The following is a 25848-nucleotide window of genomic DNA, read 5'->3' on the forward strand; positions in this document are numbered from 1 at the left end:
CTGCGAACCGTTTATGCCGGTACGCCGCCCCTACCCCCCGTCCCTACGCCCGCTCTTGTTTCGGCCCGCTCAGCCCCAAACGCGCCACCCACCCCTACGCCCGCTCTCGTTTCAGCCCGCTCAGCCCCAAACGCGCCACCCACCCCTACGCCCGCTCTCGTTTCAGCCCGCTCAGCCCCAAACGCGCCACCGAATCCCCGTGGGTTGTGGATAACCGTGGGCAGCCTCTCGGAGTCCTCGATGCTGTCCGGATGGCCGCCTTCGACAACGCCCGCGTGTTCATCGATCGCCGGACCGCGCGCACACGTGGTCTGCCGATGAAGGAGCTGCTCAGCACGCAGTACACCAGGGTGTTCTTCGACTGCTACGTGCCGGCAAGCACCCCCGTAACGCAGACACTTCTCGTTCAGGCGGCGCTCTTCTGCGCGCCCGAAGCCCTCGCGGCCAGCCACCACTCGGCCGCTCAGCTGTGGGGCGGCATAGTTCCGCGAACGTCGGATGTGCACCTCGCCGTGACCACTGACGTTCGCACCAAACGCCGCGGGATCCGGACGCATCGCTACGACGTGAGCCCGCGGGTCATGCAGCGATCGGGTGTACCGACAACGACACCCGAGCAGACATTCGTGGATCTTGGCGCGTATCTCGAACTGGTGGATCTGGTGGTCCTCGGCGACTCGCTGATCAGGAAGCAACGAACCACGATCGATCGACTCTCCGCGGCCGCGTCGGTCGCATCGGGCAGGGGTTCTGTCACTGTTCGCCGAGCCGCGACGTGGGTGCGCGGGAGAGTGGATTCGCCAAACGAGACGAGGTTGAGGCTGTTGCTCGTCCTCGCCGGCCTCCCCGAGCCCGCGGTGAACACTGCGATCCGAGGGGCAGACGGTGAGATTCAGCGCAAGCTCGATCTCGCGTACGAGAGGGCGCGAATCGCCATCGAGTACGACGGCCGCCACCATATCGACCGGCAGGACCAGTGGCAGCGTGACCTTCTCCGCCGGGAGGAGTTGGAGGGGCAGGGGTGGAGGTTCGTCGTCATCACCGCGGACGACCTGTACTCACATCCCGATCGGGTACTCACGCGGGTGACGACGGCGATGCGCACGCAGGGAATGCGGGTACCTCGCCTGTCCACCGCCTGGTGCACCTATTTCCATCAGCCGTCCGCAAGCTCAGTGGCCTGACGCGGGCCACGCTTCGGCCCGCTCAGCCCCAAACGCGCCGCCCAGCCCGTACGCCCGCTCGCGTTTCTGCCCGCTCAGCCCGAAACGCGCCGCCCAGCCCGTACGCCCGCTCGCGTTTCGGCCCGCTCAGCCCCAAACGCGCCGCCCAGCCCGTACGCCCGCTCGCGTTTCTGCCCGCTCAGCCCGAAACGCAGGTTGTGCGAGTGGACGGCGCACGACCCGCGCGCCGGGAGGTGGGTAGCGTGCTCGCGTGGCGGACTCCGAGGAACATCAGCACTACTTCACCGCGCAGCCCGCGAGCGACGCGGACCGTCGCACGATCAACATCCCGCTGGCCGGGACGACGTACGCCGTGCAGGTCGCCCGCGGCGTCTTCTCCCCCGACCGCATCGACCAGGGCACATCGGTGCTGCTGCGGCACGCTCCGCAGCCACCGACCACCGGCACGTTCCTCGATCTCGGGTGCGGCTGGGGACCCGTCGCGCTGACTATGGCCCTGCGCTCGCCGCAGGCGAGCGTCTACGCCGTCGACGTCAACGAACGCGCGCTCGACCTGACCCGTCGAAACGCCTCGGCGGTGGGGGCGGACGGCGTACGCGCGGAGCTCCCCGACGACGTACCCGCCGCCGTCCGCTTCGACCTGATCTGGTCCAACCCGCCCATCCGGGTCGGCAAGCCGGCGTTGCACGACCTTCTCCGTACCTGGTTGCCGCGGCTGAGCGCGTCGGGCGAGGCCTATCTCGTGGTCCAGCGCAACCTCGGCTCGGACTCCCTGCACCGGTGGTCGAGCGAGGAGTTCGCCGGGCAGGGGCTCGTGACCACTCGGCACACGAGCGAGAAGGGCTACCGCATCCTGCAGGTCAGCCGGGCAGGCTGACCCGGCCGTCGGCGACCAGCGCGGCGGGACCGGACAACGAGACCCGGTCGCCGTCGATCAGGACGCCGAGGCGCCCACCGGGCACATCGACCGTCCACTGGAGCTGGTCGGGCGACTGTCCGCTCCACCACCAGGTCGCCAGAGCGGCGGCCGCCGCTCCGGTGCCGCAGCTGAGCGTCTCCCCCACCCCGCGTTCGAAGACCCGCATGCTGATGTGCCCGGGCCCGTGCGCGCGGACGAACTCCACGTTCGTGCCGTCGAACGGTCGCGGGTCGACGTGCGGTGCCCGTTGCAGGTCCAGGGTGCCGAGATCCATCGACGGCGGCAGCGCGACGACGGTGTGCGGGTTGCCGAGATCGAGGCTGAGCGCGGGCAGCGCGTCGGGCGCGCCGACGACCTGGACGACCGCGTCCATCCCCCGCTCGGCGGCCTCGTCCGCCCGCGACAACCTCCACGGCCCGAGGTCCGTGCTGTAGCCGTCGCCCACCAGGTCGATGCGCTTGACGCCCGCACGGGTGCCGATCTCGAACGACGGACCGCTCGCCAGTCCGTGCTCCACGAGGTAGCGGGCGAAGACCCGCGTGCCGTTGCCGCACATCTCGGCGGCCGATCCGTCGGCGTTGTAGTAGTCCATGAACCACAGCTGCGGGTCGATGTCCGCGGGAGCATCGGCGACCGACTCGGTGCGGGTCACCCGGATCACGCCGTCCCCGCCGATCCCCGCGTGCCGATCGGCGAGGAAGCCGACGTCGGCGGCGGTCAGCGACAGCGCACCGTCGAGGTCGGCCACCAGCACGAAGTCGTTCATCGTGCCGTGGCCTTTGACGAAGTCGACGGTGGGCATGCGTGCCATTGTCACGGACGCGCCGCACGGATCAGCGCCAATGCGCGATCGGTGAGATCCGGGTCGTCGTGATCGAGCCAGGTGATCCTGGGATCGGCCTTGAACCATGCGACCTGTCGGCGTGCGAATCGCCTTGTGGCGAGGGCAGTCTCGTCGATCGCCTGATCCCGGGTCAGATCACCGTCGAGCTGCCCCAGTGCCTGCGCGTACCCGATCGCCCGGCTGGCAGTCCGTCCGTCGCGCAGCCCTTGACCGTCCAGTCGGCGCACCTCGTCGAGCAACCCGTCCTCCCACATCTCACTTGCACGACGAGCGATCCGCTCGTGCAGGAGTGGTCGGTCCGCTCGCAGCCCCACCTGCACGGCCGGGCGGCGGTAGGTGCGCGTGGGCATGCTCGCGCTGAACGGGCGACCGGTCAGCTCGATGACCTCCAGGGCCCGGACGAGACGGCGTCCGTTGGCCGGTCCGATGGCACGCGCCGCCGCGGGGTCCTGCTCGCGCAGCTGTGCATGGAGCGCATCGGGGCCCTCGGTCTCCAGGCGCTGCTCCCACGCGGCTCGCGCACCAGGGTCGGTCGGCGGTATCTCCAGTACGTCCAGGGCCGCCCGCGCGTAGAGGCCACTGCCGCCGACCAGGATCGGCGTACGCCCCCGCGCGCACACGTCGTCGATGGCGACGGTGACGCGTTCCTGGTACGCCGCGAGCGTGGACTCCTCGCGGACGTCCAGCACGTCCAGCAGGTGGTGGGGGATGCCGCGTCGTTCGGCGACCGGCAGTTTGGCCGTGCCGATGTCCATGCCGCGGTAGAGCTGCGAGGCGTCGGCATTGACGATCTCGCCGTCGAGCGCCTCTGCCAGGTCCAGCCCGAGGTGGGATTTTCCGGTCGCCGTCGGCCCGACCACCGCCACCACGGTCGCCCGACCGCCCACATCCATGAGGGAAGTATCCAATGCCGTCGACGCGGTCCGCGGGCCGCGGCGAATGGACATCGTCACGCTCCGCTGCTCGGTCCGGGGACGACGCGGGCGCGCGGTGTGACGTACGCCTCACCGCGACGCGTACCCATCCGTGATCTGGGTCGTCTCGAATCACACGTGGTCCAAGACGTCCACCACCGAGGAGCATCAATGTCACCGCGCAGGTACGCCGTGATCGGCAGCGGTGTGGCCGGACTGACGGCCGCGCACGTCCTCAGCAAGAGTGGCGACGTGAGCCTGTACGAGGCCGACGAGCGGCCCGGTGGTCATGCACATACCCACGACGTGCCGCTCCCCGACGGCAGCACCATCGCCGTCGACAGCGGGTTCATCGTGCACAACGACCGCACCTACCCCACACTGCAGCGACTCTTCCGCGAGCTCGACGTGCCCACTCAGCCGACCGACATGAGCATGTCGGTCTACGTGCCGCGGACCGGCTTCCAGTACGCCGGGGGCAAGGGCCTGAGCGGCATCCTGGCGGACGCCCACACGACGACCCGTCCCGGTTTCTGCCGCATGCTGATCGACGTCAAACGCTTCCACCGCCGCGCTCGCGCCCTGCTCGACGGCCCGGAGCAGGATGATGTGACCATGCAGGACTGGCTCGGTGAGACGACCTACGGTCGCGACTTCACCGAGAACTTCATCCGCCCGGTGATCGCTGCGGTCTGGTCGTGCCCGCCCGACATGGCACTGCACTACCCCGCGCGATCCCTGCTGCAGTTCCTGGACCACCACGGCATGCTCACCGTCAGCGGATCGCCGACCTGGCGCACGGTGACCGGTGGGTCGCGCGTCTACGTCGAGCGCGTCGTCGCGGGTCTGCACCGCACCCTGCTCAACACCCCCGTCGCATCGGTGCGCAAGCTTGCCGATGGCGTGGAGGTCGGTGATTTCGCCGGCAGTCGCGAGGTGTACGACGGTGTGGTGATCGCGACGCATCCGCATCAGGCCCTGGCGATGCTGGCACAGCCCACGGCCGCCGAGGAGCGCGTCTTCAGCGCGATGCCCTATTCAGTCAATACCGCTCAGCTGCATACCGACTCGTCCGTCCTGCCGAGCAACCCGCGTGCCTGGGGCTCGTGGAACTACCTGTCTCCCGAGGACGAGGACGGGGTCGTCGTCACCTACGACCTCACCCGGCTGATGCGGCTGCCGAGCCCGGACGGCACTCGGATGCTCGTCACGCTCGGTGGCGAGCACCGTGTGGACAAGCGCACGGTGATCGCGCAGATGACCTACGAGCACCCGCTCTACACGCTGGGTTCGCTGCGTGCGCAGCGCGAGTTGCCCTCGCTCTCCGACGACCGGGTCGCCTTCGCCGGCGCCTACCACGGGTCGGGCTTCCACGAGGACGGGGCGCTCTCCGGACTGCAAGCGGCGACGCGCCTCGGTGGGACGTGGGAGTGAGCCCGCACCCGACGGCCACCGCCTATCTGACACGGGTACGCCACCAGCGCACCTCCCCGCTGAAGCATGGATTCAGTTATCCCGGCATCAGCTATCTCGTCGACCTCGACAAGCTGGGCAGCTCCGAACGTCCGGCCGAACTCCCCTGGTGGGCCAGCGCGTTCACCCGCTTCAAGGCCTCGGACCATCTAGGCGACCCGAGTAGTTCCTGGCGAGACAATGTGACGACGTACGCCGCAACGCATGGAATCGATCTCGACGGCGGCACGGTGCGCGTCCTCACGGGAGCTCGCTCCCTCGGCTACGTCTTCAACCCCGTCAGCGTCTACTGGTGCCGGGATCGGCGCAGCGCGCTCGCCTGTGTCATCGCCGAGGTGCACAACACCTACGGCGAGCGACACGCCTACCTGGTGCGGCCCGATGAGAGCGGCCGCGCTGAGGTGGGCAAGGAGTTCTACGTCTCCCCGTTCAACGACACCGACGGCGAATACACGATGTCCCTGCCCGAGCCGGACGACGAGTTCGCGGTCGCGATCACCCTGCGCCGCACCGGTGAGCGACCCTTCGCGACCACCTGGACCGGCCGACGAATTCGTGGTCGCGGCGAAACCCTGAAAGCTGCCGTCGCCACTCCTCTAGCCTCATACCTCGTCACCACGCTGATCCACCTGCACGGAGTGCGATTGTGGTCGCGGCGGCTCCCGATCCAACCACGACCACAGCACGCGCCCCAGGAGGCAGTATGACCGCCCTGTCCGACCCCTCGACCATGGGGATCGATCCGATCCGGTGGCCTGATGTCGTGCGAATCCCCCGCAGTTTCAAGGCAAGCGCGGCCGAGAGCGTGACGCGCGGTCTGTTCCGTCGGGCGGTCGCGCGACTCGCGATCCGCGTGGTCATGCCGGATGGGACCACGCTCGGCGGGTGCGCCGACGATCCTGCGGCGCCGACCATGCACGTGCACAACCCGCGCGCCCTGATGCGCCGGATCGGCACCGGCGGCCTGATCGGGTTCGGCGAGTCCTATCTGGCCCGCGAGTGGGACAGCGAGGATCTCGCCGGGCTCATCGCGGCGTTCGCCGGCGGCATCGACCACCTGGTGCCGACGTCGTTGAAGCGGATGCGATCGGCGTACCTCACGCGCAAGCCGCTCTCCGACAAGCCGTCGACGGCAAACTCGCGCAGCAACGTCGAGCGGCACTACGACCTTTCGAACGACATGTTCGCGACGTTCCTCGACCCGTCGATGACGTACTCCGCCGCGCTCATCGAAGGACCGGTCGACGCCGACTCGCTCGAGCTGGCGCAGCACCGCAAGATCGACCGGATGCTCGACCAGGCCGGCGTCGGCGAAGGCAGCCGGGTGCTCGAGATCGGCACGGGTTGGGGCGAACTCGCCCTGCGGGCCGCAGCACGCGGGGCTCATGTCGACTCCGTCACGCTGTCCAGCGAGCAGCTCGCCTGGGCGCAGGGGAAGATCGACAACGCGGGCTTCGCGGCGCGCGTCGACCTGGCGCTGCGGGACTACCGCGACACCCTCGGCCAGTACGACGCGGTGCTCTCGGTGGAGATGATCGAAGCGGTGGGTCTGGAGTACCTCGACACCTACTTCGCCAAGATCGCGCAGGTGCTCGCACCCGGGGGGACGGCGGTCATCCAGGCCATCACCATGCCGCACCATCGGGTGCTGGAGACCAGGAACACCTACACCTGGATCCACAAGTACATCTTCCCGGGCGGCGCGCTGGCATCGGTCGAGATGCTGCGCGACACCGCCGCGCGACAAGGGCTTTCGCTGGGTGATGACCTTCCGATGGGTCAGAGCTACGCCGAGACGCTGCGGATCTGGGCAGAGACCTTCGACGCCGCCCACGAGCGTCTCGAACAGCTGGGCTTCGACGAGACCTTCCGCCGGATGTGGCGGTTCTACCTGCGCTACAGCGAGGGCGGGTTCCGCGCGGACTACCTCGACGTGCATCAGCTGACCTTCACCAAGGGCGCAGCAGCATGAACTCGGACGTTGCGGGCCGTATCGCCGCCCTGGTCGCACCGCTGTCCGGGAGCGAGCTTCCCGTGCGGTTGACCGCGTGGGACGGCAGCGCCTCCGGGCCCCTGGACGCGCCCCACGTGACGTTGGCCAGCCCCCGCGCGATTCGCCGACTGCTGTGGCATCCGGGCGAACTCGGCGCGGCACAGGCGTACGTCACCGGGGAGCTCGATGTCGAGGGCGACCTGGTCGAGGGCCTCTCCCGGGTGCGGGCGACGCTCGCGGCCCGCGGAGTCACCGCCAAGCGTCCCTCCGTGCGGATGCTCGCCGATGCGACCCGACTGGCACGCGAGTTCGGCGTGCTGGGTCGGCCCCTGCCTGCGCCGAAGACGCAGATCGCCGTCCGCGGACGGTTGCACTCCGTCAGCCGGGACCGCGACGTCATCCACAACCACTACGACCTGTCCAACGACTTCTACTCCCTCATCCTCGATGACCACATGGCGTACTCCAGCGCCTACGTCACCGGCGCTGACCTGAATGGCGAGGAGTCGCAGGACTATTCGCTCGAGGACGCTCAGCGCGACAAGCTGGACCTGGTGTGCCGCAAGGCGGGGCTCGATGCCCGTCGCGGCATGCGATTCCTCGACATCGGCTGCGGGTGGGGCTCGCTCTCGCTGCATGCCGCCGCGGCGTACGGCGCGCAGGTCACCGGCGTGACGATCTCCAAGGAGCAGAAGGCCTTCATCGACGCGCGCGTCGCCGAGCGGGGCCTCGACGACTTGGTGGAGATCCGTCTGCAGGACTACCGGGAGATCGCCGACGAGCCGTTCGACGCGGTGGCTTCGCTGGAGATGGGCGAACATGTCGGCGAACGCAACTACGCGGCGTACGCGGACACGCTCGCGCGATGCGCCTCCGACGAGGCACACGTGGTGATCCAGCAGATGTCCCGACACGACGAGCACCCCGGCGGCGGGCCGTTCATCGAGGCGTTCATCGCGCCCGACATGACGATGCGCCCGGTGGGTCAGACGGTCGCCTTCCTCGAGCGGGCCGGCCTCGAGGTGCGCGATGTACATGCCATGCGTGAGCACTACGTGTGGACGGTGCGCGCCTGGCAGCGTCGCTTCGACGCCGCCAAGGACCAGCTCGTCAAGCTCGTCGGCGACGAGGTCGTGCGGGTCTGGGAGCTCTACCTTGCGGGCGGGCTGCTGGCCTTCCAGGAGGGGCGGATGGGCGTCGATCAGATCACCGCCGTACGCCGCAGGTCCGGCATGAGCGCACTGCCCGCCGTACGACCGGCAAGCTGGAGCGACCCGCGTGGCTGATTTCCTGCTCGTCTCCGGCGTCAGCCTCCTGCTGCTGGCGGTCCTGCAGGCTGTGACGTTCTTCGTCGGCCGCGCCAAGGGCCGCTACAACGTCGTCGACGTCATCTGGGGATCGGGGCTCGCGCTCGTCGCGCTCGTAGCCCTGGTGCTGGGCACGGGCGGCATCGCCCGACGGATCACATTGGCCGTGCTGGTGATCGGATGGGGTGCGCGGCTGTCGTACCACATCTGGAAGCGAAGCCGCGGCGGCGAAGAGGACCCTCGCTACGCCGAGTTGCTCGAGGGCAAGGGCACCGGGGCAATCATCGGGCGCATCTTCGTGACCCAGTGGATCGCGCAGTGGTTCATCTCGCTGCCGGTGCAGGTCGCCGCGGCCACCCACGATCCGCGCGGCATCTGGTGGGTCGTCGCAGTCGTCGGAGCCCTGGTGACGGTGTTCGGCATCGCTTTCGAGGCCATCGGCGACGCGCAGATGAGCGCGTTCAAGGCAGACCCTGCGAACAAGGGCACGATCATGGACCGCGGCCTGTGGGGCTGGACGCGGCATCCGAACTACTTCGGTGACGCCTGCGTCTGGGTGGGCGTCTACCTCGTCTCCGCGTCGGTGTGGCCAGGGGTGCTCACGGTGCTCTCACCGGTCGCCATGGTGTTCTTCCTCGTCGTCGCCACCGGCGCGCGACGCCTGGAGAAGTCGATGGCGCAGCGCGAGGGCTACCGGGACTACCAGGAGCGCACCAGCTTCTTCGTGCCCACGCCCCCCGGCAAGCACACCTGACCCGAACATTCGGACATGCACGCCGGGGCACATCTGCCCCGCTGTGCATGTCCGAAACTCACGCGGGCTCACGTACGCCGTGGCGCAGCCAACCGACCACCGTCAGCGCCAGCAGGAAGATGACGCCGATGTAAGCCACGGCACCTGACCAGCCGTACGCCGAGTAGGCAAGTCCCGCAGCCGCACCGAGTACCGAACTTCCGGCGTAGTAGGCGAAGAGGTAGAGCGAGCTGGCCTCCGCGCGGTGGTCATGCGCGATGCGACTGACCCAGCCGCTTGCGACCGCATGCGCCGCGAAGAACCCGGCCGTGAAGAGCAGCACCCCGATCAGGACGAGGGGCAGTGCCGTGACCCAGGTGAGGAGGAGGCCGATGAGTGCGACGACCTCGGAGGTGAGCAGCACCGCCGCCCGCCCGAACCTGTCGGACAGCCGGCCGGCCGCTGCCGACGACACAGTGCCGGACAGGTACATCAGGAAGACGAGGCCCACAACGGTCTGCGACAGGCTGAACGGCCTCGCAAGCAAACGGTATCCGAGCAGGTTGTAGATGGAGACGAAGCCGCCCATCAGCAGGAACGCGGTGCCGAAGAGTGCCAGCAGCCGGGGATTGCGCAGGTGCCCGGCGACGGCCCGCGCGGTGCGGCGTACGCCGATCGGTTGCGGACGGAAGTAGACCGACGGCGGCGCGAAGCGAACGAAGACGAGGGTGAACGCGAGGCTGACGAGGGCCGCGACCTCCAGGGCCCACCGCCACGTGGACAGGTCGAGCGTGAGGGAGGCGACCACCCGCCCGGCGAGCCCACCGACCGTCGTCCCCGCGATGTAGCGACCCATGGCCGCGCCGAGGTCCTGCGCGTGCACCTCTTCTGCGAGATAGGCCATCGCCGTGGCCGGCACCCCGGCCAGCGCGATCCCCTGCACCCCGCGCAGTGCCACCAGCAGCCCGAACGACCCCACCCACGGCAACACGATGCCGACCGCAGCCGTCAGCAGCGCGGAGGTCACCATCACCCGGGTGCGCCCGAACCGCTCCGACAGCGCGCTCGCCGGGATGATGGCCAGTGCGAGCATGCCGGTGGTCGCCGACACCGCGAGGGCCGAACCGGCGGGCGAGACGTCGAAAGCGTCGGAGAGTGCGGGCAGGACCGCTTGCGCGGCGTACATCGCCACGAAGGTCGTCATGCCGGCAGCGAAGAGCGACAACGTGATCCGCCGGTAGCCCGCATCCCCACGCCGGTAACCGGCGGGTGCGGGAGCCGTCGTCTGAGCCATCCCCGTCATCGTCTCGCAGTGCGATCGGAGCCCGGCGCGGAGCCCCGCACCGAGATGTCGATTCGGGCGGGTCGCAGACGCCTGCAACCCTCCGGGATCGACACGTCGGCGAGTTGCGACAGACCTGGGTGCGCTAGCAGGCGCAGGTGGGTCCGTCGGCGGCCGCGCGCGGGGCCGGGGCGCCGATGGACGGCATGCCGAGGGTCACCGTGGGGTTGGCCGTCGTGCCCGGCGTGGCGCCGTCCTGCAACGCGGCCCACGCGTCTCCGCCCGGGGTGCGCCTCACGGAGTAGGCCCCGCCCTGGATGCCGGAGTCGGCCACCAGGTGATGTGGAGCGCCGTAGGAGACACCGACTGTCACCATGTCACCGGGCCTCGCACGCTCGGCGCCGTCCGGCACTGCGAAGTGCACCAAGCGGTTGTCTCGGGCGCGGCCGGACATCCGGCCGCTGGCGGCGTCCTTACGACCTTCACCGGGAGCGACGAGCACCTCGACCTCACGGCCCTCCAGCGTGCGGTTCTCGGCCCAGGAGACCTCTTCCTGCGCCGCGACCAGCCGATCGAAGCGTTCCTGCACCACGGCTTTCGGCAACTGGTCGGGCAGGTCGGCGGCCGGGGTGCCGGGGCGGATCGAGTACTGGAACGTGAACGCCGAGGAGAAGCGAGACTCGCGCACGACGCGCAGGGTCTCGGCGAAGTCGGCCTCGGTCTCGCCGGGGAAACCCACGATGATGTCGGTCGTGATCGCCGCCTCGGGCATCGCCGCGCGCACCCGCTCGATGATCCCGAGGAACTTGGCCGACCGGTAGGACCGGCGCATCTCCTTCAGCACCCGGTCGGACCCGGACTGCAGCGGCATGTGCAGAGACGGCATGACGTTGGGCGTCTGGGCCATTGCGTCGATCACGTCGTCTGTGAACGCGGCCGGGTGGGGCGAGGTGAAGCGCACCCGCTCCAGGCCCTCGATCTCCCCGCAGGCGCGCAGCAGCTTGCCGAACGCGAGGCGGTCGCCGAACTCCACGCCGTACGTGTTGACGTTCTGGCCCAGCAGAGTCACCTCGACGACGCCCTGCTCGACGAGCGCCTTCACCTCGGCGAGCACGTCGCCGGGACGGCGGTCCTTCTCCTTACCGCGCAGCGCCGGGACGATGCAGAACGTGCAGGTGTTGTTGCAGCCGACCGAGATCGACACCCAGCCGCTGTACGCCGAGTCGCGTCGGGTGGGCAGCGTCGAGGGGAAGGTCTCCAGCGACTCCAGGATCTCGACCTGCGCCTCTGCGTTGTGGCGCGCCCGCTCCAGCAGCACCGGCAGAGATCCGACGTTGTGGGTGCCGAAGACCACGTCGACCCAGGGCGCGCGCTGCACGATCGCGCCCTGGTCCTTCTGGGCGAGACAGCCGCCGACGGCGATCTGCATACCGGGGTGGGCGTCCTTGACGGGCTTCAGCGCACCGAGGTTGCCGTAGAGCTTGTCGGCGGCGTTCTCCCGCACGGCGCAGGTGTTGTAGACGACCACGTCGGCCGCGTCAGGGCGACCGTCGGTCGCCAGGGTCAGCCGGTCGACGTACCCGGCATGCTCGAGCAGCCCACTGATCCGCTCGGAGTCGTGGACGTTCATCTGGCACCCGTGGGTGCGAACCTCGTACGTGCGCATAACGCGGTCCAGGGTACGGCGTGCCGAGGTCGCTCAGATCGCCTTGCCCGGGTTGAGGATGCCGTGCGGGTCGAGCGCCGCTTTGACGGCGCGCTGCATGGCCACGACCTGCGGCCCGAGCTCGCGCTCCATCCCCGCTCGCTTCAGCAGACCCACCCCGTGCTCCCCGGTGACGGTGCCGCCCGCGGCCAGCGCCGCGTCGATGATCGCGGTGAACGCGGCCTGGGCGCGTGCCTTCGCTGCCTCGTCGCCGCGTTCGGTGATCATCAGCGGATGCAGGTTGCCGTCGCCGGCGTGCGCGATGTTGGCGATGGTGGTGTCGTAGCGGGCGGCGATCGCGGCGATCTGTTCGAGCATCTGCGGGACGGCCGCCTTGGGCACGCACACGTCCTCGGTCAACACGTCGCCGAGCCGCTCGAGGGCGGGGTAGGCCAACCGCCGCGCGGCCATCATCGCGTCGGCCTCCTCCGGGTCGGCCGCCTCCGCGGTGAAGGTCGCCCCCGCTCCGCTGAACGCCTTCTGCATCGCTGCGGCGCCGGCGGCTCCCGCCTCGCCGGCATCGTCGAACCGGCCGATGAGCACGACGTTCGCCTCGCCGCCGATCCCCAGATGCGCATAGTCGTCCACGGCCTGCAGCGACACCCGGTCGACGAGCTCGAGCGCGGCGGGCGTCAGCCCCTGCGCCGCGACGTCGCGGACGGCCTGACCGGCGCCGGCCAGATCGTCGAAGTAGCCGATGACGGTGTGGCCCGGGTCCGGCAACGGCAGGAGGCGCACCGTGACCTCGGTGACGATGCCGAGCGTGCCCTCCGACCCGACGTACAGACCCATCAGGTCCAGCCCCGTGACGCCCTTCGCGGTCCGCCGACCGAGGCGGACGACCTCTCCGGTGCCGGTGACCACCTGCAGCGCGCGGATGTAGTCGCGGGTGACGCCGTACTTCACACAGCACATGCCCCCTGCGTTGGTCGCGACGTTGCCGCCGATCGTCGACCAGGGCGAACTGGCGGGATCCGGCGGATACCAGAGGCCGTGCTCGGCGACCGCCTTGCGAAGGTCGTCGTTGATGACGCCCGGCTCCACGACCGCGAGCCGCTCGAGCGGGTCGATCTCGCGGACGGCGTTCATCCGGTCCAGCGAAACGACCACGCAACCCTCGAGCGAGTTCGCGCCTCCCGACAGGCCGGTCCCGGCGCCGCGTGGCACCACCGGGGTGTCGTGCTCGATCGCCCAGTGGACGAGCGCCTGCACCTCGGCGGTGGAGCGGGCGCGTACGACCGCCAGTGGCGTGCCGTAGGGCGCCCACTCGGCCTCGTCGTGCAGGTATCTCGCCATGAGATCCGGGTCGCTGACGACGGCGGAGGCGTCGAGGACGTCGTGCAGTGAGCTCAGAGCATCGGCTGTGACAGTCACCCGTGCGACGTTACGCCGCGAGCGTCAGTTGCGCGGGACGAGCGCGATGCCGGTGATCGCGAAGACCGTGCCTGCGACCAGGTCGATGGCACGGCCCGCTCGTCGATACGCAGCCACCACCGGGGCGGACGACGCAGCAGAGGCGACGACGACGTACCAAGCGAGCCCGATGGCCAGGATCGCGCCGAGCACGCCGACCCGGCCACCGACGCTCAGCCCGTGCGGCAGCAGCGAGGCGAAGAGCGCGCCGAAGAAGACGACCGCCTTGGGATTCGCCAGGTTGGTGAAGAGGCCGAGCCGCCATAAGGAATGGCTCCCGCCCTGTTCAGGGGCCGGCACGCCGTGTCCGGTGTCGGGACGGTGACCCCGGAAGGCGCCGATGAGCACCCGCGCGCCATAGAGGAAGAGGAGCACGGCGCCGACCGTGCGGATCACCAGGTAGAGGTGCTCGTAGCGGGCGATAACGGCGCTCAGCCCCACGAGCGCGCACGTGGCCCAGCAAGCCATCCCGCCGACGACGCCGACGGCCACCGACAGACCCGCCCGACGGCCGTGGGCGGCCGAGGTGCGCAACACCGCGACGAAGTCCGGTCCGGGGATCGCCACGGCGACGAACCAGGCCACGAGCAGGGGAAGCGTCGACGACATCGAACGATTCTCGCGCATCCGCCTCAGTCGCGCTGGTGCTCCGGGGCGTCCGAGACGGCCGCCCGGATGATCGACCAGGAGAGGGCCGACGGGTACCCCTTGCGCGCCAGCATCCCCGCGAGGCGGCGGGTCTGCACGGCGGCATCGAGTCCGTGCATGGAGCGCAGCTTCTTGGTGACCAGCGCCTGCGCTCGGTCCCGCTCGCTCTCGTCGTCGATCTGCTCCAGCGCTTCCTGGGCGGTCTCGTCGTCGACACCCTTGCGCCGCAGCTCCTGCGCCAACGCCCGGCGGGCCAGCGCGCGCCCGGCCTGCTGGGAGCGCACGACCATGCCGGCGTACGCCTCGTCGTCGACCAGACCGACCTCCTGCATCCGGTCGAGGACGACCCGCGCCACCTCGTCGTCACACCCCTTGGCGCGCAGCTTGTCCTCCAGCTGCCGACGACTGCGCGGGGCCATCGTGAGCTGACGCAACACGATGGCCCGCGCGATGTCGTGCGGGTTCGGCTCCGGATCGGTCTCGGGCGCCGGCGAGGTCTTTCCCCGCGTCGTCATCTCAGAAGTCGACCGGCACCTCGGCGGGTGTCGCCGCCGCGACCACGTCGGCGGGCTTGTCGACCTGCGGGCCGATGCCCAGCTTCTCCTTGATTCTCTTCTCGATCTCATCCCCCAGGTCGGGGTTGTCCTTCAAGAAGGTGCGGACGTTCTCCTTGCCCTGACCGAGCTGGTCGCCCTCGTAGGTGTACCAGGCACCGGACTTGCGCACGAAGCCCTGCTCGACGCCCATGTCGATCAGGCCGCCTTCGCGGGAGATGCCCTGCCCGTAGAGGATGTCGAACTCCGCCTGCTTGAACGGCGGCGCGACCTTGTTCTTGACGACCTTGACGCGGGTGCGGTTGCCGACCGGGTCGGTGCCGTCCTTCAGCGTCTCGATGCGGCGCACGTCCAGGCGCACCGACGCGTAGAACTTCAGCGCCTTGCCACCGGTGGTGGTCTCCGGCGAGCCGAACATCACCCCGATCTTCTCGCGCAGCTGGTTGATGAAGATCGCGGTGGTGCCGGTGTTGTTGAGCGCGCCGGTGATCTTGCGCAGCGCCTGGGACATCAACCGGGCCTGCAGGCCGACGTGGCTGTCGCCCATCTCCCCCTCGATCTCCGCACGCGGCACGAGCGCCGCGACGGAGTCGATCACGATGATGTCGATCGAACCGGAACGGATCAGCATGTCGGCGATCTCCAGCGCCTGCTCACCGGTGTCGGGCTGGCTGACCAGCAACGAGTCGATGTCGACGCCCAGCTTCTTAGCGTACTCCGGGTCGAGCGCGTGCTCGGCGTCGATGAACGCCGCGATGCCGCCTCCCCGCTGCGCGCTGGCCACGGCGTGCAGCGCGACGGTGGTCTTACCGCTGCTCTCCGGGCCGTAGATCTCCACCACGCGACCGCGCGGCAGGCCGCCGATCCCGAGGGCCACGTCGAGCGCGATCGCACCCGTCGGGATGACGTCGATCGGCGGGCGCACGTCGTCGCCGAGCCGCATCACCGATCCCTTGCCGTGCGCCTTCTCGATCTGCGCCATGACGGCATCGAGGGCCTTGACCTTCTCGCCGGGCTTGGGGCCGGCCGGTGCTGGACTCATCGGGTGCTTCTTTCTGCTCGAGGTGGTCGCGCCTGCCGTCGACCTTCTCCCTGCGTCAACGTGCGATGACGTGAGATCTGGTCAGACGCTAGGCACCCCCACCGACAGCCACCGGGCTCGGTCCGGCACGTGTGGACAAGCAGCTCCCCGGGAGGGCACCTGTGGAAAGCGTAGACCAGTGACCGAACACGCGTACGAAGCGACACGCCGTACGTCGGCACTCCCCCGGCGCCGACTCAACCGACCGGCCCCACCACGTTCGCGTTCTGCGTCCGCGGCCAGTGCTGCAGCCCTGGCCACCGACGCAAAACCCCCACCACGCGACACGTGCGACGGATCCCTACCGACTCATCCCTTCGAGCCGCTTCCTCACACTCCGCTGCGGGCGGACCTCGCTGCGCTCGGCACACCCTGCGCTGCGCGCTTCGTCAGCGACTCAACCGGACCAGGCCCGTGTGATTGTCCTGCGGCAGCTGACCGTCGATGACCGCGCCGACCGTGATCGCCTGCAGCGTCACCGGGCCGCCGAAACTGGTCATGAACGAGGTGTCCGCGGCATCACGTCCGGTCGCCACCCGCAGCAGCGACTGCCGCGGTGCGAGGCCGGTGGCATCCACCGTGTGCCACGCCCCCTCGACATAGACCTCGACGACCGCGTGGAAGTCCATCGGGTCCAGACCGGGTGCGTAGACCGCGATCAGCCGGGCCGGCACGCCGCGGGCGCGCAGGATCGCGATGGCCAGATGTGCAAAGTCGCGGCACACGCCGTTGCCGAGCAGGAAGGTGTCGAGTGCGCCGTCGGTCGGCCGCGAGGAGCCCGCGACGTACGCCGTGCGCCGCTGCACCCACTGCCGCACCGCGAGCACCAGCTCGACTCCGTCGAGATCGCCGAAGAGCTCTGCAGCGACTCCGAAGAGCCGGTCGGACTCGGCGTACCGGCTCGGCACCTGGTTGCCCAGCTGCGCGCCGGTGCCCTCGTCGCCGTCCTCCTCGTAGCCGGAAACCGTTGCCTCGTAACGCATCTGGTACGCGCCGGGCGTCGCCTCGAAAAGGTGCAGCACCCCGTCGTGGGTGTCCCCCACCTCTTGGACGTCTACATCGTCACCATCACGCGTGATCCGCATCGACTCGTCGATCTGCAGGCCCTTGCACCGCGCCGCAGCGACCGCGAGCACGATCCTGGCCGGCCCGTCGACCCGGAAATCCAGGGCGGCGTTCACCATCCGCTTCACGTCTACGGCTCCTTCGTCTCGGTGCCCGGCAGATCGCGGCCCAACCACCGCTCAGGGGGCACCTCGAGGTCCACGCAGAGCGCGCGCCACACCTCGCGCGGGCCCACGCCGTCCTCCAGGGCCTCGTCCGCACTGCGGTCGTGCAGCGCGTGGATCGCGTGCGAACGCGCGAGCACCCGGCTGTACCCCGAGCCGAACTCGTCGTCCATCAGCCGCCAGAACTCGCTTAATCGCACCCCGCCAGTCTGACAGCCGTCGACGTGCCCGCAGGACGTCGCGCAAAGCGGGCCACTCGGCACGGCCGACCCGAACCACGCGCGATACTGCACCCATGCGCCTCATCACCGCTCCCGCCGTCCCCGACTCCCCCGCCCGGGTGAACGCCCCGCAGGACGCACCGGTCCGCGTCGGACTGGTCCAGCACGCGTGGGATCCCGACGCCGCGCGCCTCACACAGACGCTGCACGACGGCATCGGACAGGCCGCGGAGGCCGGTGCCCGCTTCGTCTTCCTGCCCGAGCTCACGCTGTCGCGCTACCCGGCCGACACCCTGCCCTCGGGCGTGGCCTCCGAGACCGCGGAGGACCTGTCCGACGGTCCCACGATGCGCTTCGCCCGCGCCGCCGCGCGCGAGCACGGGGTCTACGTGCACGCCTCCCTCTACGAACGCGCCGACGCCGAGGACGGCCGCGGTCTCAACACCGCGATCCTGGTCTCGCCCGACGGCGACCTCGTGCAGCGCACCCGCAAGACGCACATCCCCGTCACCGCGGGCTACTACGAGGACAAGTACTTCCGCCCGGGTCCGGCGGACGACGCCTATCCCGTTGCGATGGTGGACGATCCGGCCATCAAGCTGGGTATGCCCACGTGTTGGGACGAGTGGTTCCCGGAGGTCGCGCGGTCGTACGCGCTCGCCGGTGCCGACGTCCTCGTCTACCCCACCGCGATCGGCTCGGAGCCGGACCACCCGGAGTTCGACACCCAGCCGCTGTGGCAGCACACGATCGTCGCGCACGCAATCGCCAACGGGCTCTTCGTGATCGCCCCCAACCGCTGCGGCAGCGAGGGACTCATCACGTTCTACGGCACGTCGTTCGTGGCCGATCCGTACGGCCGCGTCCTGGTGCAGGCACCGCGCGACGAGCAGTGCGTGCTGGTCGCCGACCTCGACATCGCCCAGCGCCGCGACTGGCTCGACCTATTCCCCTTCCTCGCCACCCGTCGTCCCGACACCTACGCATCGCTCGCGGCGCCGATTCGGCCGGAGCACCAGCGCACGGTCGACCAGTGACGGCACCGGTGGCCGGCGACTGGCGGATGCCGCCGGAGTGGGCACCGCACGAGCGCACCTGGATGGCGTTCCCCACCAAGGGCTACACGCTCGGTCACACACCCGCGGAGGCCGACGCGGCGCGACGTACCTGGGCATCGGTCGCCAACGCCGTCGCCCGCTTCGAGCCGGTCTCGATGGTGGTCGCGCCGACTGATGCGCAGATCGCGCGCGCCCTGCTCGACCCGGGCGTCGAACTGCACGAGACCGGCCTCGACGACGCCTGGATGCGCGACATGGGTCCGTCGTTCGTGCTGTCGGCCGACGGCGCGCGACTCGGCGCCGTCGACTGGATCTTCAACGGATGGGGTGCGCAGTCCTGGGCCAGCTGGGAGTGCGACGCGCAGATCGGCCGGTACGTCGCAGGGCTCGCCGGTGCCGAGGTCGTCACGTCGCCGATCGTCAACGAGGGCGGGGGTTTCCACGTCGACGGTGGGGGGACCGTGCTGCTGACCGAGACGGTGCAGCTCGACCCCGGGCGCAACCCGGGCGCCACGAGGGCGTCCATCGAGGCCGAGTTCACGCGGTGCCTCGGAGTGGACACCTTCGTCTGGCTGCCGCGCGGACTCACCCGTGACTACGACGAGTTCGGCACCCGGGGCCACGTCGACATCGTGGCGACCTTCCCCTCCCCCGGTGTGGTGCTCGTGCACTCCCAGGAGCATCCGGACCACCCCGACCACGCGGTCAGCCGGTCGCTGATCCAGAGCCTGCGCGGCGCGGTCGACGCTGCCGGACGCACGCTGGAGATCGTCGAGATACCAGCACCTGCAACGCTGTCCGATGACGAAGGGCCGGTCGACTACAGCTACGTCAACCACCTGGTCGTGAACGGCGGCGTCATCGCCTGCACCTTCGACGACGCCCACGACGACCGTGCGCTGGACGTGCTGCGGCAGGTCTACCCGGGCCGCGAGGTGGTCGGGATCGACTCCCGCGAGATCTTCGCCCGCGGCGGCGGAATCCACTGCATCACCCAACAACAGCCCGTTCTGCCCTGACCCGATCGCAGCTGCCCTCCTCACCGGCGCGGGGGCTGTCGGTGGCGGATGGCAGGCTGGCCACGTCATGAGCACCGCCGTCGACGTACTCGACCGCTTCTCCCCCATCACCCGGGCATGGTTCACGGGCACCTTCAGCGAGCCCACCGCCGCACAGGTCGGCGCATGGGACGCGATCTCCAGCGGCTCGCACACCCTGGTCGTCGCTCCAACCGGGTCGGGCAAGACGCTCTCGGCGTTCCTCTGGGCGCTGGACCGGATGACCACGCAACCCGTCCCGGAGGAAGCGCTGAAACGCTGCCGGGTCCTCTACATCTCCCCGATGAAAGCGCTCGCGGTGGACGTGGAGCGCAACCTGCGCGCCCCGCTGGTGGGGCTGCGCCACGCGGCCACCCGGCTCGGCGCCGAGCCACCGGACGTGACTGTCGCCGTCCGGTCCGGCGACACCCCGGCACAGGAGCGACGCGCGTTCAACCGCACCCCCAGCGACGTACTGATCACCACCCCGGAGTCCCTCTTCCTGCTGCTCACCTCGGCCGCCCGCGAGTCGCTCACCGGCATCGAGACGGTGATCCTCGACGAGGTGCACGCGCTGGCGGGTACGAAGCGAGGAGCTCACCTGGCGGTGTCGCTCGAGCGGCTGGACGTGCTGCTCGACAAACCCGCTCAACGCGTCGGACTGTCGGCGACCGTACGCCCGGTCGACGAGGTCGCGCGGTTCCTCGCTGGCGGGCGGCCGGTCACCTGTGTCCAGCCGCCGTCGACCAAGGAGTGGGACCTCGACGTCGTCGTACCGGTGCCGGACCTGTCCGAACTCGGCCAGACCACCGACGATCTGACCGGTGCGGCGGCAGGTCCGCGGGAGCGCAGCTCGATCTGGCCGCATGTCGAGGAACGCATCGTCGACCTGATCTCCGAGCACCGTTCGACCTTGGTCTTCGCCAACTCCCGGCGCCTCGCGGAGCGGCTCACGACCCGCCTCAACGAGATCTGGCAGGAGCGCACAGCCGAGGCGGACGAGGCCGTCGCGGATGGTGGTTCGCGGCCACCCGCGGAGGTCATGGCGCAGGCCGGCAGCGCGCGGGGCGCGCCCGCCGTCCTCGCCCGGGCCCACCACGGCTCGGTCAGCAAGGAGCAGCGCGGCGAGATCGAGGACGCCCTCAAGACCGGCACGCTGCCGGCGGTCGTCGCGACCAGCTCCCTCGAGTTGGGCATCGACATGGGCGCGGTCGATCTGGTCATCCAGGTCGAGTCGCCACCGAGCGTGGCCAGCGGGCTGCAGCGCGTCGGCCGCGCCGGTCACCAGGTCGGCGCCGTCAGCCACGGCGTGGTCTTCCCCAAGTTCCGTGGTGACCTCGTGCAGACGGCGGTCGTCGTGGAGCGGATGCGCGACGGTGGCATCGAGGCCCTGCGGGTGCCTGCCAACCCCATCGACGTCCTCGCCCAGCAGATCGTGGCGATGTGCGCGATGGACGACTGGGACGTCGACGAGCTCTTCGCGCTGATGCAGCGGTCGGCCTCGTTCGGCACCGTCGCCCGTACGGTCCTGGAGTCGGTGCTGGACATGCTCTCGGGCCGCTACCCGAGCGAGGAGTTCGCCGAGCTGCGACCGCGGATCGTGTGGGACCGGGTCGGCAGCAGCCTGTCCGGTCGCCCGGGCGCGCAGCGTCTCGCGGTGACCAGCGGCGGCACGATCCCCGACCGCGGGCTGTACGCGGTCTTCCTCGCCTCCGGCGACGGTCCGGGGCGCCGGGTGGGTGAGCTGGACGAGGAGATGGTCTACGAGTCCCGCGTCGGCGACCTGTTCACCCTCGGCACCAGCACCTGGCGGATCGAGGACATCACCCACGACCGGGTCCTCGTCACCCCGGCGCCCGGCCAGCCCGGCAAGCTGCCGTTCTGGAAGGGCGATTCGCTCGGGCGGCCGGCCGAGCTCGGCGCCGCGGTGGGCGCGTTCGTCCGCGAGATCGGCGCGCTGCCCGACGACAAGGCGCACGAGCGGGTCAAGGCTGCCGGTCTCGACCAGTGGGCAGCGGACAACCTCATCGCCTACCTGCGCGAGCAGCAGGAGGCCACCGGACAGCTCTCCCACGACCGACAGATCGTCGTCGAACGCTTCCGCGACGAGCTCGGCGACTGGCGCATCGTCATCCACTCGCCCTACGGCGCCGGGGTGCACGCGCCCTGGGCGCTGGCCATCGCCGCCCGGATGCGCGAGCGCTTCGGTCTCGAGGTGCAGGCCATGCACGGCGACGACGGCATCGTCCTGCGGCTGCTCGACCTGGATCTCGACGAGGGCGAGCAGTCCCTGGGCAGCGCGCTCATGGAGATCGTGGCGCTCGACCCCGACGAGGTGCACCAGCTGGTGACCGAGCAGATCGGTGGATCCGCTCTGTTCGCAGCACGTTTCCGCGAGTGCGCGGCGCGCGCCCTGCTGCTTCCCCGTCGGCAGCCGGGCAAACGGCAGGCCCTGTGGCAGCAGCGCCAGCGGGCGTCGCAGTTGCTCGAGGTCGCCAGCAGGTATCCGTCGTTCCCGATCGTGCTCGAAGCGGTCCGGGAGTGCATCCAGGACGTCTTCGACGTGCCGGGTCTCATTCAACTTATGCGCGACATCGGCGCCCGCCGCATCAAGATGGTGCAGGTCGACACGCAGCGACCGTCGCCGTTCGCGGCCAGTCTGCTCTTCGGTTACGTGGCCCAGTTCCTCTACGAGGGCGATTCGCCGTTGGCCGAACGCCGCGCCGCCGCACTCGCGCTCGACCCGTCCCTGCTGTCCGATCTGCTCGGCACCACCGAGGGCGCCTCCCTGCGCGACCTGCTCGATCCCCAGGTCGTGACCGACACCGGCCTGGAGCTGCAGCGGCTCGCCGAAGGTCGGCGTGCGCGCAATGCCGAGGAGATGGCGGACCTGCTGCGGGTGCTCGGTCCGCTGACCCTCGAGCAGGTCACCGAACGCAGCGAGAGCGAGCAGGACGACGTACGCGGGTGGCTCGTGGATCTCGTCGCCGCCCGGCGGCTCATCGAGCCGTCCTGGGGCGGGACTGTGCGGTACGCCGGGATCGAGGACTCCTCGCGGTTGCGCGATGCGCTCGGAGTGGCTCTGCCGCCCGGTGTGCCCGGTGCGTTCCTCGAGCCCGTTGACGACCCCCTGGGCGAGCTGCTCTCCCGGTACGCCCGCACCCACATCCCCTTCACGGTGATGGAGGCCGCCGAGTCGTTCGGCCTCGGGCGGGCCGTCGTCCACGACGGCCTGCGGCGCCTGGTCGGCGCCGGTCGCCTGGTGGAGGGTGAGTTCCGCCCTGGCGCGCAGTCCGGCGAGGGCGCCGCCCTGGAGTTCTGTGACCGCGAGGTGCTGCGGATCCTCAAACGCCGCTCGCTGGCGTCGCTGCGTGCCGAGGTCGAGCCGGTGCCGGCCGTCGAACTCGCCAGGTTCATGCCCTCGTGGCAGGGCGTGCAGGGCCGAGCCCGCGGGGCCGATGGGCTGCTGCGGGCCGTCGAGCAACTGGCCGGCGCTCGGGTGCCGGCCAGTGCGCTGGAGACCCTGGTGCTGCCGGCCCGGGTGGTCGGGTACACCCCGGGGCTGCTGGACGAGCTCACGACCAGCGGCGAGGTGCTCTGGCAGGGGCACGCCGCCCTGCCCGGCGACGACGGGTGGGTCTCGCTGCACCTGACCGAGACCGCGCACCTGACACTGGCGCCCGCCGACGACACGCTCGAACAAACCGAGACGCACACCGCGCTCATGGACGCGCTCGGTGCGGGTGGCGCGTACTTCTTCCGCACGCTGTCCGACGCCGCACACTCCACGAACGACAACGAGCTCATCGGTGCCCTGTGGGACCTGGTCTGGGCCGGGCGGGTCACCGGCGACACCCTGGCGCCGTTGCGCGCGCTGCTCGCCGGCGGCCGTACTGCCCACAAGGCCAAGACGTCCGGTCCACGCCGCACCCGGTACGCCCGGCCAGGCTCCGGGCTGCGCGCGATGGGCGCCGCACGGCCCGCGATGCCCACCCGCGGCGGCCCGCCCACGTCGGCCGGTCGCTGGTCGGCGCTGCCGGCGGCGGACACCGACGCCACCCTCCGGGCGCTGGCGACCACAGAGGTGCTGCTCGACCGCTACGGAGTGGTCACCCGCGGTTCGGTGGCGGCCGAGGGGGTGCCCGGCGGGTTCTCGGTCATCTACAAGGTGCTGGCGTCGGCAGAGGAGACCGGCCGAGTACGTCGCGGTTACTTCGTGGAGGGACTCGGCGCCGCTCAGTTCGCCACCTCCGGCGCGATCGACCGGCTACGCGCGGGTGCGAAACCCATCACCAGTCACCGCAACCCGTGGGATGCTCCCGCACCCACGGAGGCAGCACGCGCCGTCGTACTCGCCGCTGCGGATCCCGCCAACCCGTACGGTGCCGCGTTGCCCTGGCCGGAGGCCGAAGGCGGCCACAAGCCCGGCCGCAAGGCCGGTGCCCTCGTCGTCCTGGTCGACGGCGTGCTCGCGCTCTACATCGAGCGGGGCGGCAAGTCGCTGCTCAGCTGGTCCACCGAGGAGTCGGAGTTGGAGGCCGCGGCAGACGCCCTCGTGCTCGCCGTACGCGAGGGGGCACTGGGGCAGCTCACCGTGCACACCGCCGACGGCGACGCGGTCCTCGGTGCACAGTCGCCACTCACCGACGCTCTGCAGAAGGCCGGGTTCCACACCACCCCGCGCGGCCTGCGCCTGCGCCGCTGACCCGTTCGCATGGGCGGTTGTCAGCGAGAAAGTGGCGCCGACACCACAGATCCGCTGACCACCACCGCACCGTCCTCGCGGTTGTCAGCGGGAAAGTGGCGCCGGCACCACAGATCCGCTGACAACCGCGCCCGGACCCTGTGGGACCGACGGTTACGGTGGCGAGGTGCCCGAAGGCGACGTGGTCTGGAAGGCGGCCGACCGACTCAACGCCGCGCTGTGCGACCAACCGCTCGTCGGCGCCGAGTTGCGCTGGCCCGGCATCCCCGACCGCCCGCTGCACGGCATGGTCACCACCGGCGTGCACAGCCGCGGCAAGCACCTGCTGCACCGCCTCGACTCAGGCCTGACGATCCACTCCCATCTGCGGATGGAAGGCTCGTGGCGGGTGCGCCCGACACCGCAGGTGACGCCGCGTTTCGCCAGAGCCGCCGACATCCGCGCTCTGCTCGCGACGCAGGAGTGGGCGGCGATCGGCTGGCGCCTTGGCATGCTCGACCTCATCGCGACCGGGGACGAGCATCGGCTGGTCGGCCACCTCGGTCCGGACATCCTCGGCGCGGACTGGGACCCGGAGGAGGCGGTACGCCGGCTGCTGCGAGCTCCCGATCTGACCATCGGCGAAGCACTGCTCGACCAGCGCAACCTCGCCGGCATCGGCACCTTCTTCGCGGCCGAGGCGCTCTTCGCCCGGCGACTGAACCCGTGGACCGCCGTGGGCGATCTGGGGCCGGACGAGGTCCGCGCGCTGATCGACGTCGCCCAGAAACAGCTGGCGCAGTCGGCACACGACCCGTCACGCTCGCTCACCCAGCGCACGGGCCTGCTCGACGACAACTACGTACACGGCCGCAGCGGACTGCCGTGCGAGCGGTGCGGCACGCTCACCCGCGTCGCGATGATCGGCAAGGCCCCCCAGGACCGCACGATGTTCTACTGCCCGCACTGCCAGGGCGGACTCGGACCGACCGACGACGGGAAGCGGCAGCGCCCCATCGGTCGTTGAGGACCACCGCCGAGCAGATGTGGAACAGACGCGCGCCATACAGCGCGTTCGCTGACACGAGATCCAGCTGAAGTCGTTGTGGGGCGTAGCGCGCCCTATCGAGCGCGCCGGGACTCCACTGTGCGTGGGAGGGGGTCAGGCTGCGGAGACGACCGGCGTGCGCGCGGTGTGCACGGGAAGCGGCACCGGCGCGCTCACGGCCTCGGCGGCAGCGACGCGTTGGGACACCTGAGAGAGCGCCGTCGAGAGCGGGATGCCGAGGGCGGAGCAGACGGAGGACAACAGCTCCGAGGAGGCTTCCTTCTCACCGCGCTCGATCTCGCTGAGGTAGCCCAGAGACACCTTGGCCGCGGCAGAGACCTCGCGCAACGTGCGGCCCTGGTCCTGGCGCTGGTCGCGAAGGACGTCACCGAGTTCGCGTCGTAACAAGATCATGAACGCCTCCCAGTGTCCTCATGTCGTCGGCCGGTGCGGTCCGGGGATCGTGGGCGGATGCCCTCATCCAGTGCACCCACACTACTCATTGATGCCGACAGGAGTGT

At 70.2% G+C, this 25848-nt stretch carries 22 protein-coding genes; 11 read left to right on the forward strand and 11 right to left on the reverse strand.

The genetic code is table 11. The annotated features are described in order from the left end of the window. The first annotated feature begins 251 nt into the window (after positions 1-251). Together JOB34_RS14220 and JOB34_RS14225 are read left to right on the forward strand one after the other, a co-directional pair. Positions 252-1184, forward strand: coding sequence for a DUF559 domain-containing protein (locus tag JOB34_RS14220; protein WP_208053310.1), 933 nt, complete (start codon positions 252-254; stop codon positions 1182-1184). Between the two features lie 250 nt (positions 1185-1434). Next, positions 1435-2061, forward strand: a complete 627-nt coding sequence (locus JOB34_RS14225; RefSeq protein ID WP_208053311.1) for a methyltransferase — start codon at positions 1435-1437, stop codon at positions 2059-2061. Here JOB34_RS14225 and dapF read toward each other — a convergent pair. Both dapF and miaA read right to left on the reverse strand, forming a co-directional pair. Continuing rightward, positions 2045-2905 carry a diaminopimelate epimerase gene (gene dapF, locus JOB34_RS14230; protein ID WP_208053312.1) on the reverse strand — a complete coding sequence of 287 codons (861 nt, stop codon included), beginning with the start codon at positions 2903-2905 and terminating at the stop codon, positions 2045-2047. The genes JOB34_RS14225 and dapF overlap by 17 nt on opposite strands. Positions 2906-2916: 11 nt before the next feature. Next, complete coding sequence (miaA, locus tag JOB34_RS14235) at positions 2917-3840, reverse strand: tRNA (adenosine(37)-N6)-dimethylallyltransferase MiaA (protein ID WP_208053384.1); 924 nt, start codon at positions 3838-3840, stop codon at positions 2917-2919. Positions 3841-4032: 192 nt separating this feature from the next. Here miaA and JOB34_RS14240 point away from each other — a divergent pair, with 192 nt between their 5' ends. From JOB34_RS14240 to JOB34_RS14260, 5 genes are read left to right on the forward strand one after another with little or no spacing between them, the layout of a single operon-like run. Next, a complete protein-coding gene (locus tag JOB34_RS14240) occupies positions 4033-5295 on the forward strand; it encodes an FAD-dependent oxidoreductase (RefSeq protein WP_208053313.1) in 1263 nt (420 codons plus the stop codon). Next, positions 5292-6041, forward strand: a complete 750-nt coding sequence (locus JOB34_RS14245; protein ID WP_208053314.1) for a DUF1365 domain-containing protein — start codon at positions 5292-5294, stop codon at positions 6039-6041. Before JOB34_RS14240 ends, JOB34_RS14245 begins: the two co-directional genes overlap by 4 nt. Then, entirely contained in the window at positions 6038-7306 is a 1269-nt protein-coding gene (locus JOB34_RS14250; protein ID WP_208053315.1) for a cyclopropane-fatty-acyl-phospholipid synthase family protein, read from the forward strand. Before JOB34_RS14245 ends, JOB34_RS14250 begins: the two co-directional genes overlap by 4 nt. Further along, positions 7303-8613, forward strand: a complete 1311-nt coding sequence (locus JOB34_RS14255; RefSeq protein WP_208053316.1) for a cyclopropane-fatty-acyl-phospholipid synthase family protein — start codon at positions 7303-7305, stop codon at positions 8611-8613. Before JOB34_RS14250 ends, JOB34_RS14255 begins: the two co-directional genes overlap by 4 nt. Then, positions 8606-9388 (forward strand): DUF1295 domain-containing protein, encoded by a 783-nt coding sequence (locus JOB34_RS14260; RefSeq protein ID WP_208053317.1) that lies wholly within the window; start codon positions 8606-8608, stop codon positions 9386-9388. The genes JOB34_RS14255 and JOB34_RS14260 overlap by 8 nt, the downstream gene beginning before the upstream one ends. A 58-nt stretch (positions 9389-9446) precedes the next feature. On the opposite strand, the gene JOB34_RS14265 is transcribed toward JOB34_RS14260, so the two are convergent. From JOB34_RS14265 to JOB34_RS14300, 8 genes are all read right to left on the reverse strand, one after another. Continuing rightward, a complete protein-coding gene (locus JOB34_RS14265) occupies positions 9447-10661 on the reverse strand; it encodes an MFS transporter (protein ID WP_208053318.1) in 1215 nt (404 codons plus the stop codon). Positions 10662-10794: 133 nt separating this feature from the next. Then, on the reverse strand, positions 10795-12315 hold the full coding sequence (gene miaB / locus JOB34_RS14270; RefSeq protein WP_208053319.1) for a tRNA (N6-isopentenyl adenosine(37)-C2)-methylthiotransferase MiaB: 1521 nt from the start codon (positions 12313-12315) through the stop codon (positions 10795-10797). Positions 12316-12348: 33 nt separating this feature from the next. Beyond that, positions 12349-13728 carry an FAD-linked oxidase C-terminal domain-containing protein gene (locus JOB34_RS14275; protein ID WP_347813876.1) on the reverse strand — a complete coding sequence of 460 codons (1380 nt, stop codon included), beginning with the start codon at positions 13726-13728 and terminating at the stop codon, positions 12349-12351. 24 nt (positions 13729-13752) lie between these two features. Next, complete coding sequence (locus JOB34_RS14280) at positions 13753-14376, reverse strand: LysE family translocator (RefSeq protein ID WP_208053320.1); 624 nt, start codon at positions 14374-14376, stop codon at positions 13753-13755. A 23-nt stretch (positions 14377-14399) separates the two neighbouring features. Further along, positions 14400-14930: a regulatory protein RecX gene (locus JOB34_RS14285; RefSeq protein ID WP_243758158.1), complete on the reverse strand. Its 531-nt coding sequence runs from the start codon at positions 14928-14930 to the stop codon at positions 14400-14402. Position 14931: 1 nt separating this feature from the next. Further along, positions 14932-16011, reverse strand: coding sequence for a recombinase RecA (recA, locus tag JOB34_RS14290; protein WP_208053321.1), 1080 nt, complete (start codon positions 16009-16011; stop codon positions 14932-14934). A 428-nt stretch (positions 16012-16439) separates the two neighbouring features. Continuing rightward, a complete protein-coding gene (locus JOB34_RS14295; protein WP_243758165.1) occupies positions 16440-17234 on the reverse strand; it encodes a transglutaminase family protein in 795 nt (264 codons plus the stop codon). Positions 17235-17245: 11 nt separating this feature from the next. Continuing rightward, positions 17246-17479: a DUF3046 domain-containing protein gene (locus tag JOB34_RS14300; RefSeq protein WP_208053323.1), complete on the reverse strand. Its 234-nt coding sequence runs from the start codon at positions 17477-17479 to the stop codon at positions 17246-17248. 95 nt (positions 17480-17574) lie between these two features. Between JOB34_RS14300 and JOB34_RS14305 the strand changes: the two genes are divergently transcribed. The 4 genes from JOB34_RS14305 to JOB34_RS14320 all read left to right on the forward strand — a co-directional run bounded on the left by JOB34_RS14305 (position 17575) and on the right by JOB34_RS14320 (position 25306). Further along, positions 17575-18537 carry a nitrilase-related carbon-nitrogen hydrolase gene (locus JOB34_RS14305; RefSeq protein ID WP_208053324.1) on the forward strand — a complete coding sequence of 321 codons (963 nt, stop codon included), beginning with the start codon at positions 17575-17577 and terminating at the stop codon, positions 18535-18537. 26 nt (positions 18538-18563) lie between these two features. Further along, positions 18564-19577, forward strand: a complete 1014-nt coding sequence (locus tag JOB34_RS14310) for an agmatine deiminase family protein (protein ID WP_208053387.1) — start codon at positions 18564-18566, stop codon at positions 19575-19577. A gap of 67 nt (positions 19578-19644) precedes the next feature. Beyond that, on the forward strand, positions 19645-24300 hold the full coding sequence (locus JOB34_RS14315) for an ATP-dependent helicase (protein ID WP_208053325.1): 4656 nt from the start codon (positions 19645-19647) through the stop codon (positions 24298-24300). Positions 24301-24466: 166 nt separating this feature from the next. Then, positions 24467-25306, forward strand: coding sequence for an Fpg/Nei family DNA glycosylase (locus tag JOB34_RS14320; protein WP_208053326.1), 840 nt, complete (start codon positions 24467-24469; stop codon positions 25304-25306). A 135-nt stretch (positions 25307-25441) separates the two neighbouring features. Here JOB34_RS14320 and JOB34_RS14325 read toward each other — a convergent pair whose 3' ends face one another. Next, positions 25442-25741: a helix-turn-helix transcriptional regulator gene (locus tag JOB34_RS14325; RefSeq protein ID WP_179481707.1), complete on the reverse strand. Its 300-nt coding sequence runs from the start codon at positions 25739-25741 to the stop codon at positions 25442-25444. Positions 25742-25848: the final 107 nt, after the last annotated feature.

The sequence above is a fragment of the Allobranchiibius sp. GilTou38 genome (genome assembly GCF_017565325.1).
GTDB lineage: Bacteria > Actinomycetota > Actinomycetes > Actinomycetales > Dermatophilaceae > Allobranchiibius > Allobranchiibius huperziae.

What these genes read in the sequence shown, in the direction of transcription:
- JOB34_RS14220 (WP_208053310.1), top strand. Translation starts at nt 252, where the DNA reads ATGGCCGCCTTCGACAACGCCCGCGTGTTCATCGATCGCCGGACCGCG.
- dapF (WP_208053312.1), bottom strand. Translation starts at nt 2,905, where the DNA reads ATGCCCACCGTCGACTTCGTCAAAGGCCACGGCACGATGAACGACTTC.
- miaA (WP_208053384.1), bottom strand. Translation starts at nt 3,840, where the DNA reads ATGGATGTGGGCGGTCGGGCGACCGTGGTGGCGGTGGTCGGGCCGACG.
- JOB34_RS14240 (WP_208053313.1), top strand. Translation starts at nt 4,033, where the DNA reads ATGTCACCGCGCAGGTACGCCGTGATCGGCAGCGGTGTGGCCGGACTG.
- JOB34_RS14250 (WP_208053315.1), top strand. Translation starts at nt 6,038, where the DNA reads ATGACCGCCCTGTCCGACCCCTCGACCATGGGGATCGATCCGATCCGG.
- JOB34_RS14255 (WP_208053316.1), top strand. Translation starts at nt 7,303, where the DNA reads ATGAACTCGGACGTTGCGGGCCGTATCGCCGCCCTGGTCGCACCGCTG.
- JOB34_RS14265 (WP_208053318.1), bottom strand. Translation starts at nt 10,661, where the DNA reads ATGGCTCAGACGACGGCTCCCGCACCCGCCGGTTACCGGCGTGGGGAT.
- miaB (WP_208053319.1), bottom strand. Translation starts at nt 12,315, where the DNA reads ATGCGCACGTACGAGGTTCGCACCCACGGGTGCCAGATGAACGTCCAC.
- JOB34_RS14280 (WP_208053320.1), bottom strand. Translation starts at nt 14,376, where the DNA reads ATGTCGTCGACGCTTCCCCTGCTCGTGGCCTGGTTCGTCGCCGTGGCG.
- JOB34_RS14285 (WP_243758158.1), bottom strand. Translation starts at nt 14,930, where the DNA reads ATGACGACGCGGGGAAAGACCTCGCCGGCGCCCGAGACCGATCCGGAG.
- recA (WP_208053321.1), bottom strand. Translation starts at nt 16,011, where the DNA reads ATGAGTCCAGCACCGGCCGGCCCCAAGCCCGGCGAGAAGGTCAAGGCC.
- JOB34_RS14295 (WP_243758165.1), bottom strand. Translation starts at nt 17,234, where the DNA reads ATGGTGAACGCCGCCCTGGATTTCCGGGTCGACGGGCCGGCCAGGATC.
- JOB34_RS14305 (WP_208053324.1), top strand. Translation starts at nt 17,575, where the DNA reads ATGCGCCTCATCACCGCTCCCGCCGTCCCCGACTCCCCCGCCCGGGTG.
- JOB34_RS14310 (WP_208053387.1), top strand. Translation starts at nt 18,564, where the DNA reads ATGCCGCCGGAGTGGGCACCGCACGAGCGCACCTGGATGGCGTTCCCC.
- JOB34_RS14315 (WP_208053325.1), top strand. Translation starts at nt 19,645, where the DNA reads ATGAGCACCGCCGTCGACGTACTCGACCGCTTCTCCCCCATCACCCGG.
- JOB34_RS14325 (WP_179481707.1), bottom strand. Translation starts at nt 25,741, where the DNA reads ATGATCTTGTTACGACGCGAACTCGGTGACGTCCTTCGCGACCAGCGC.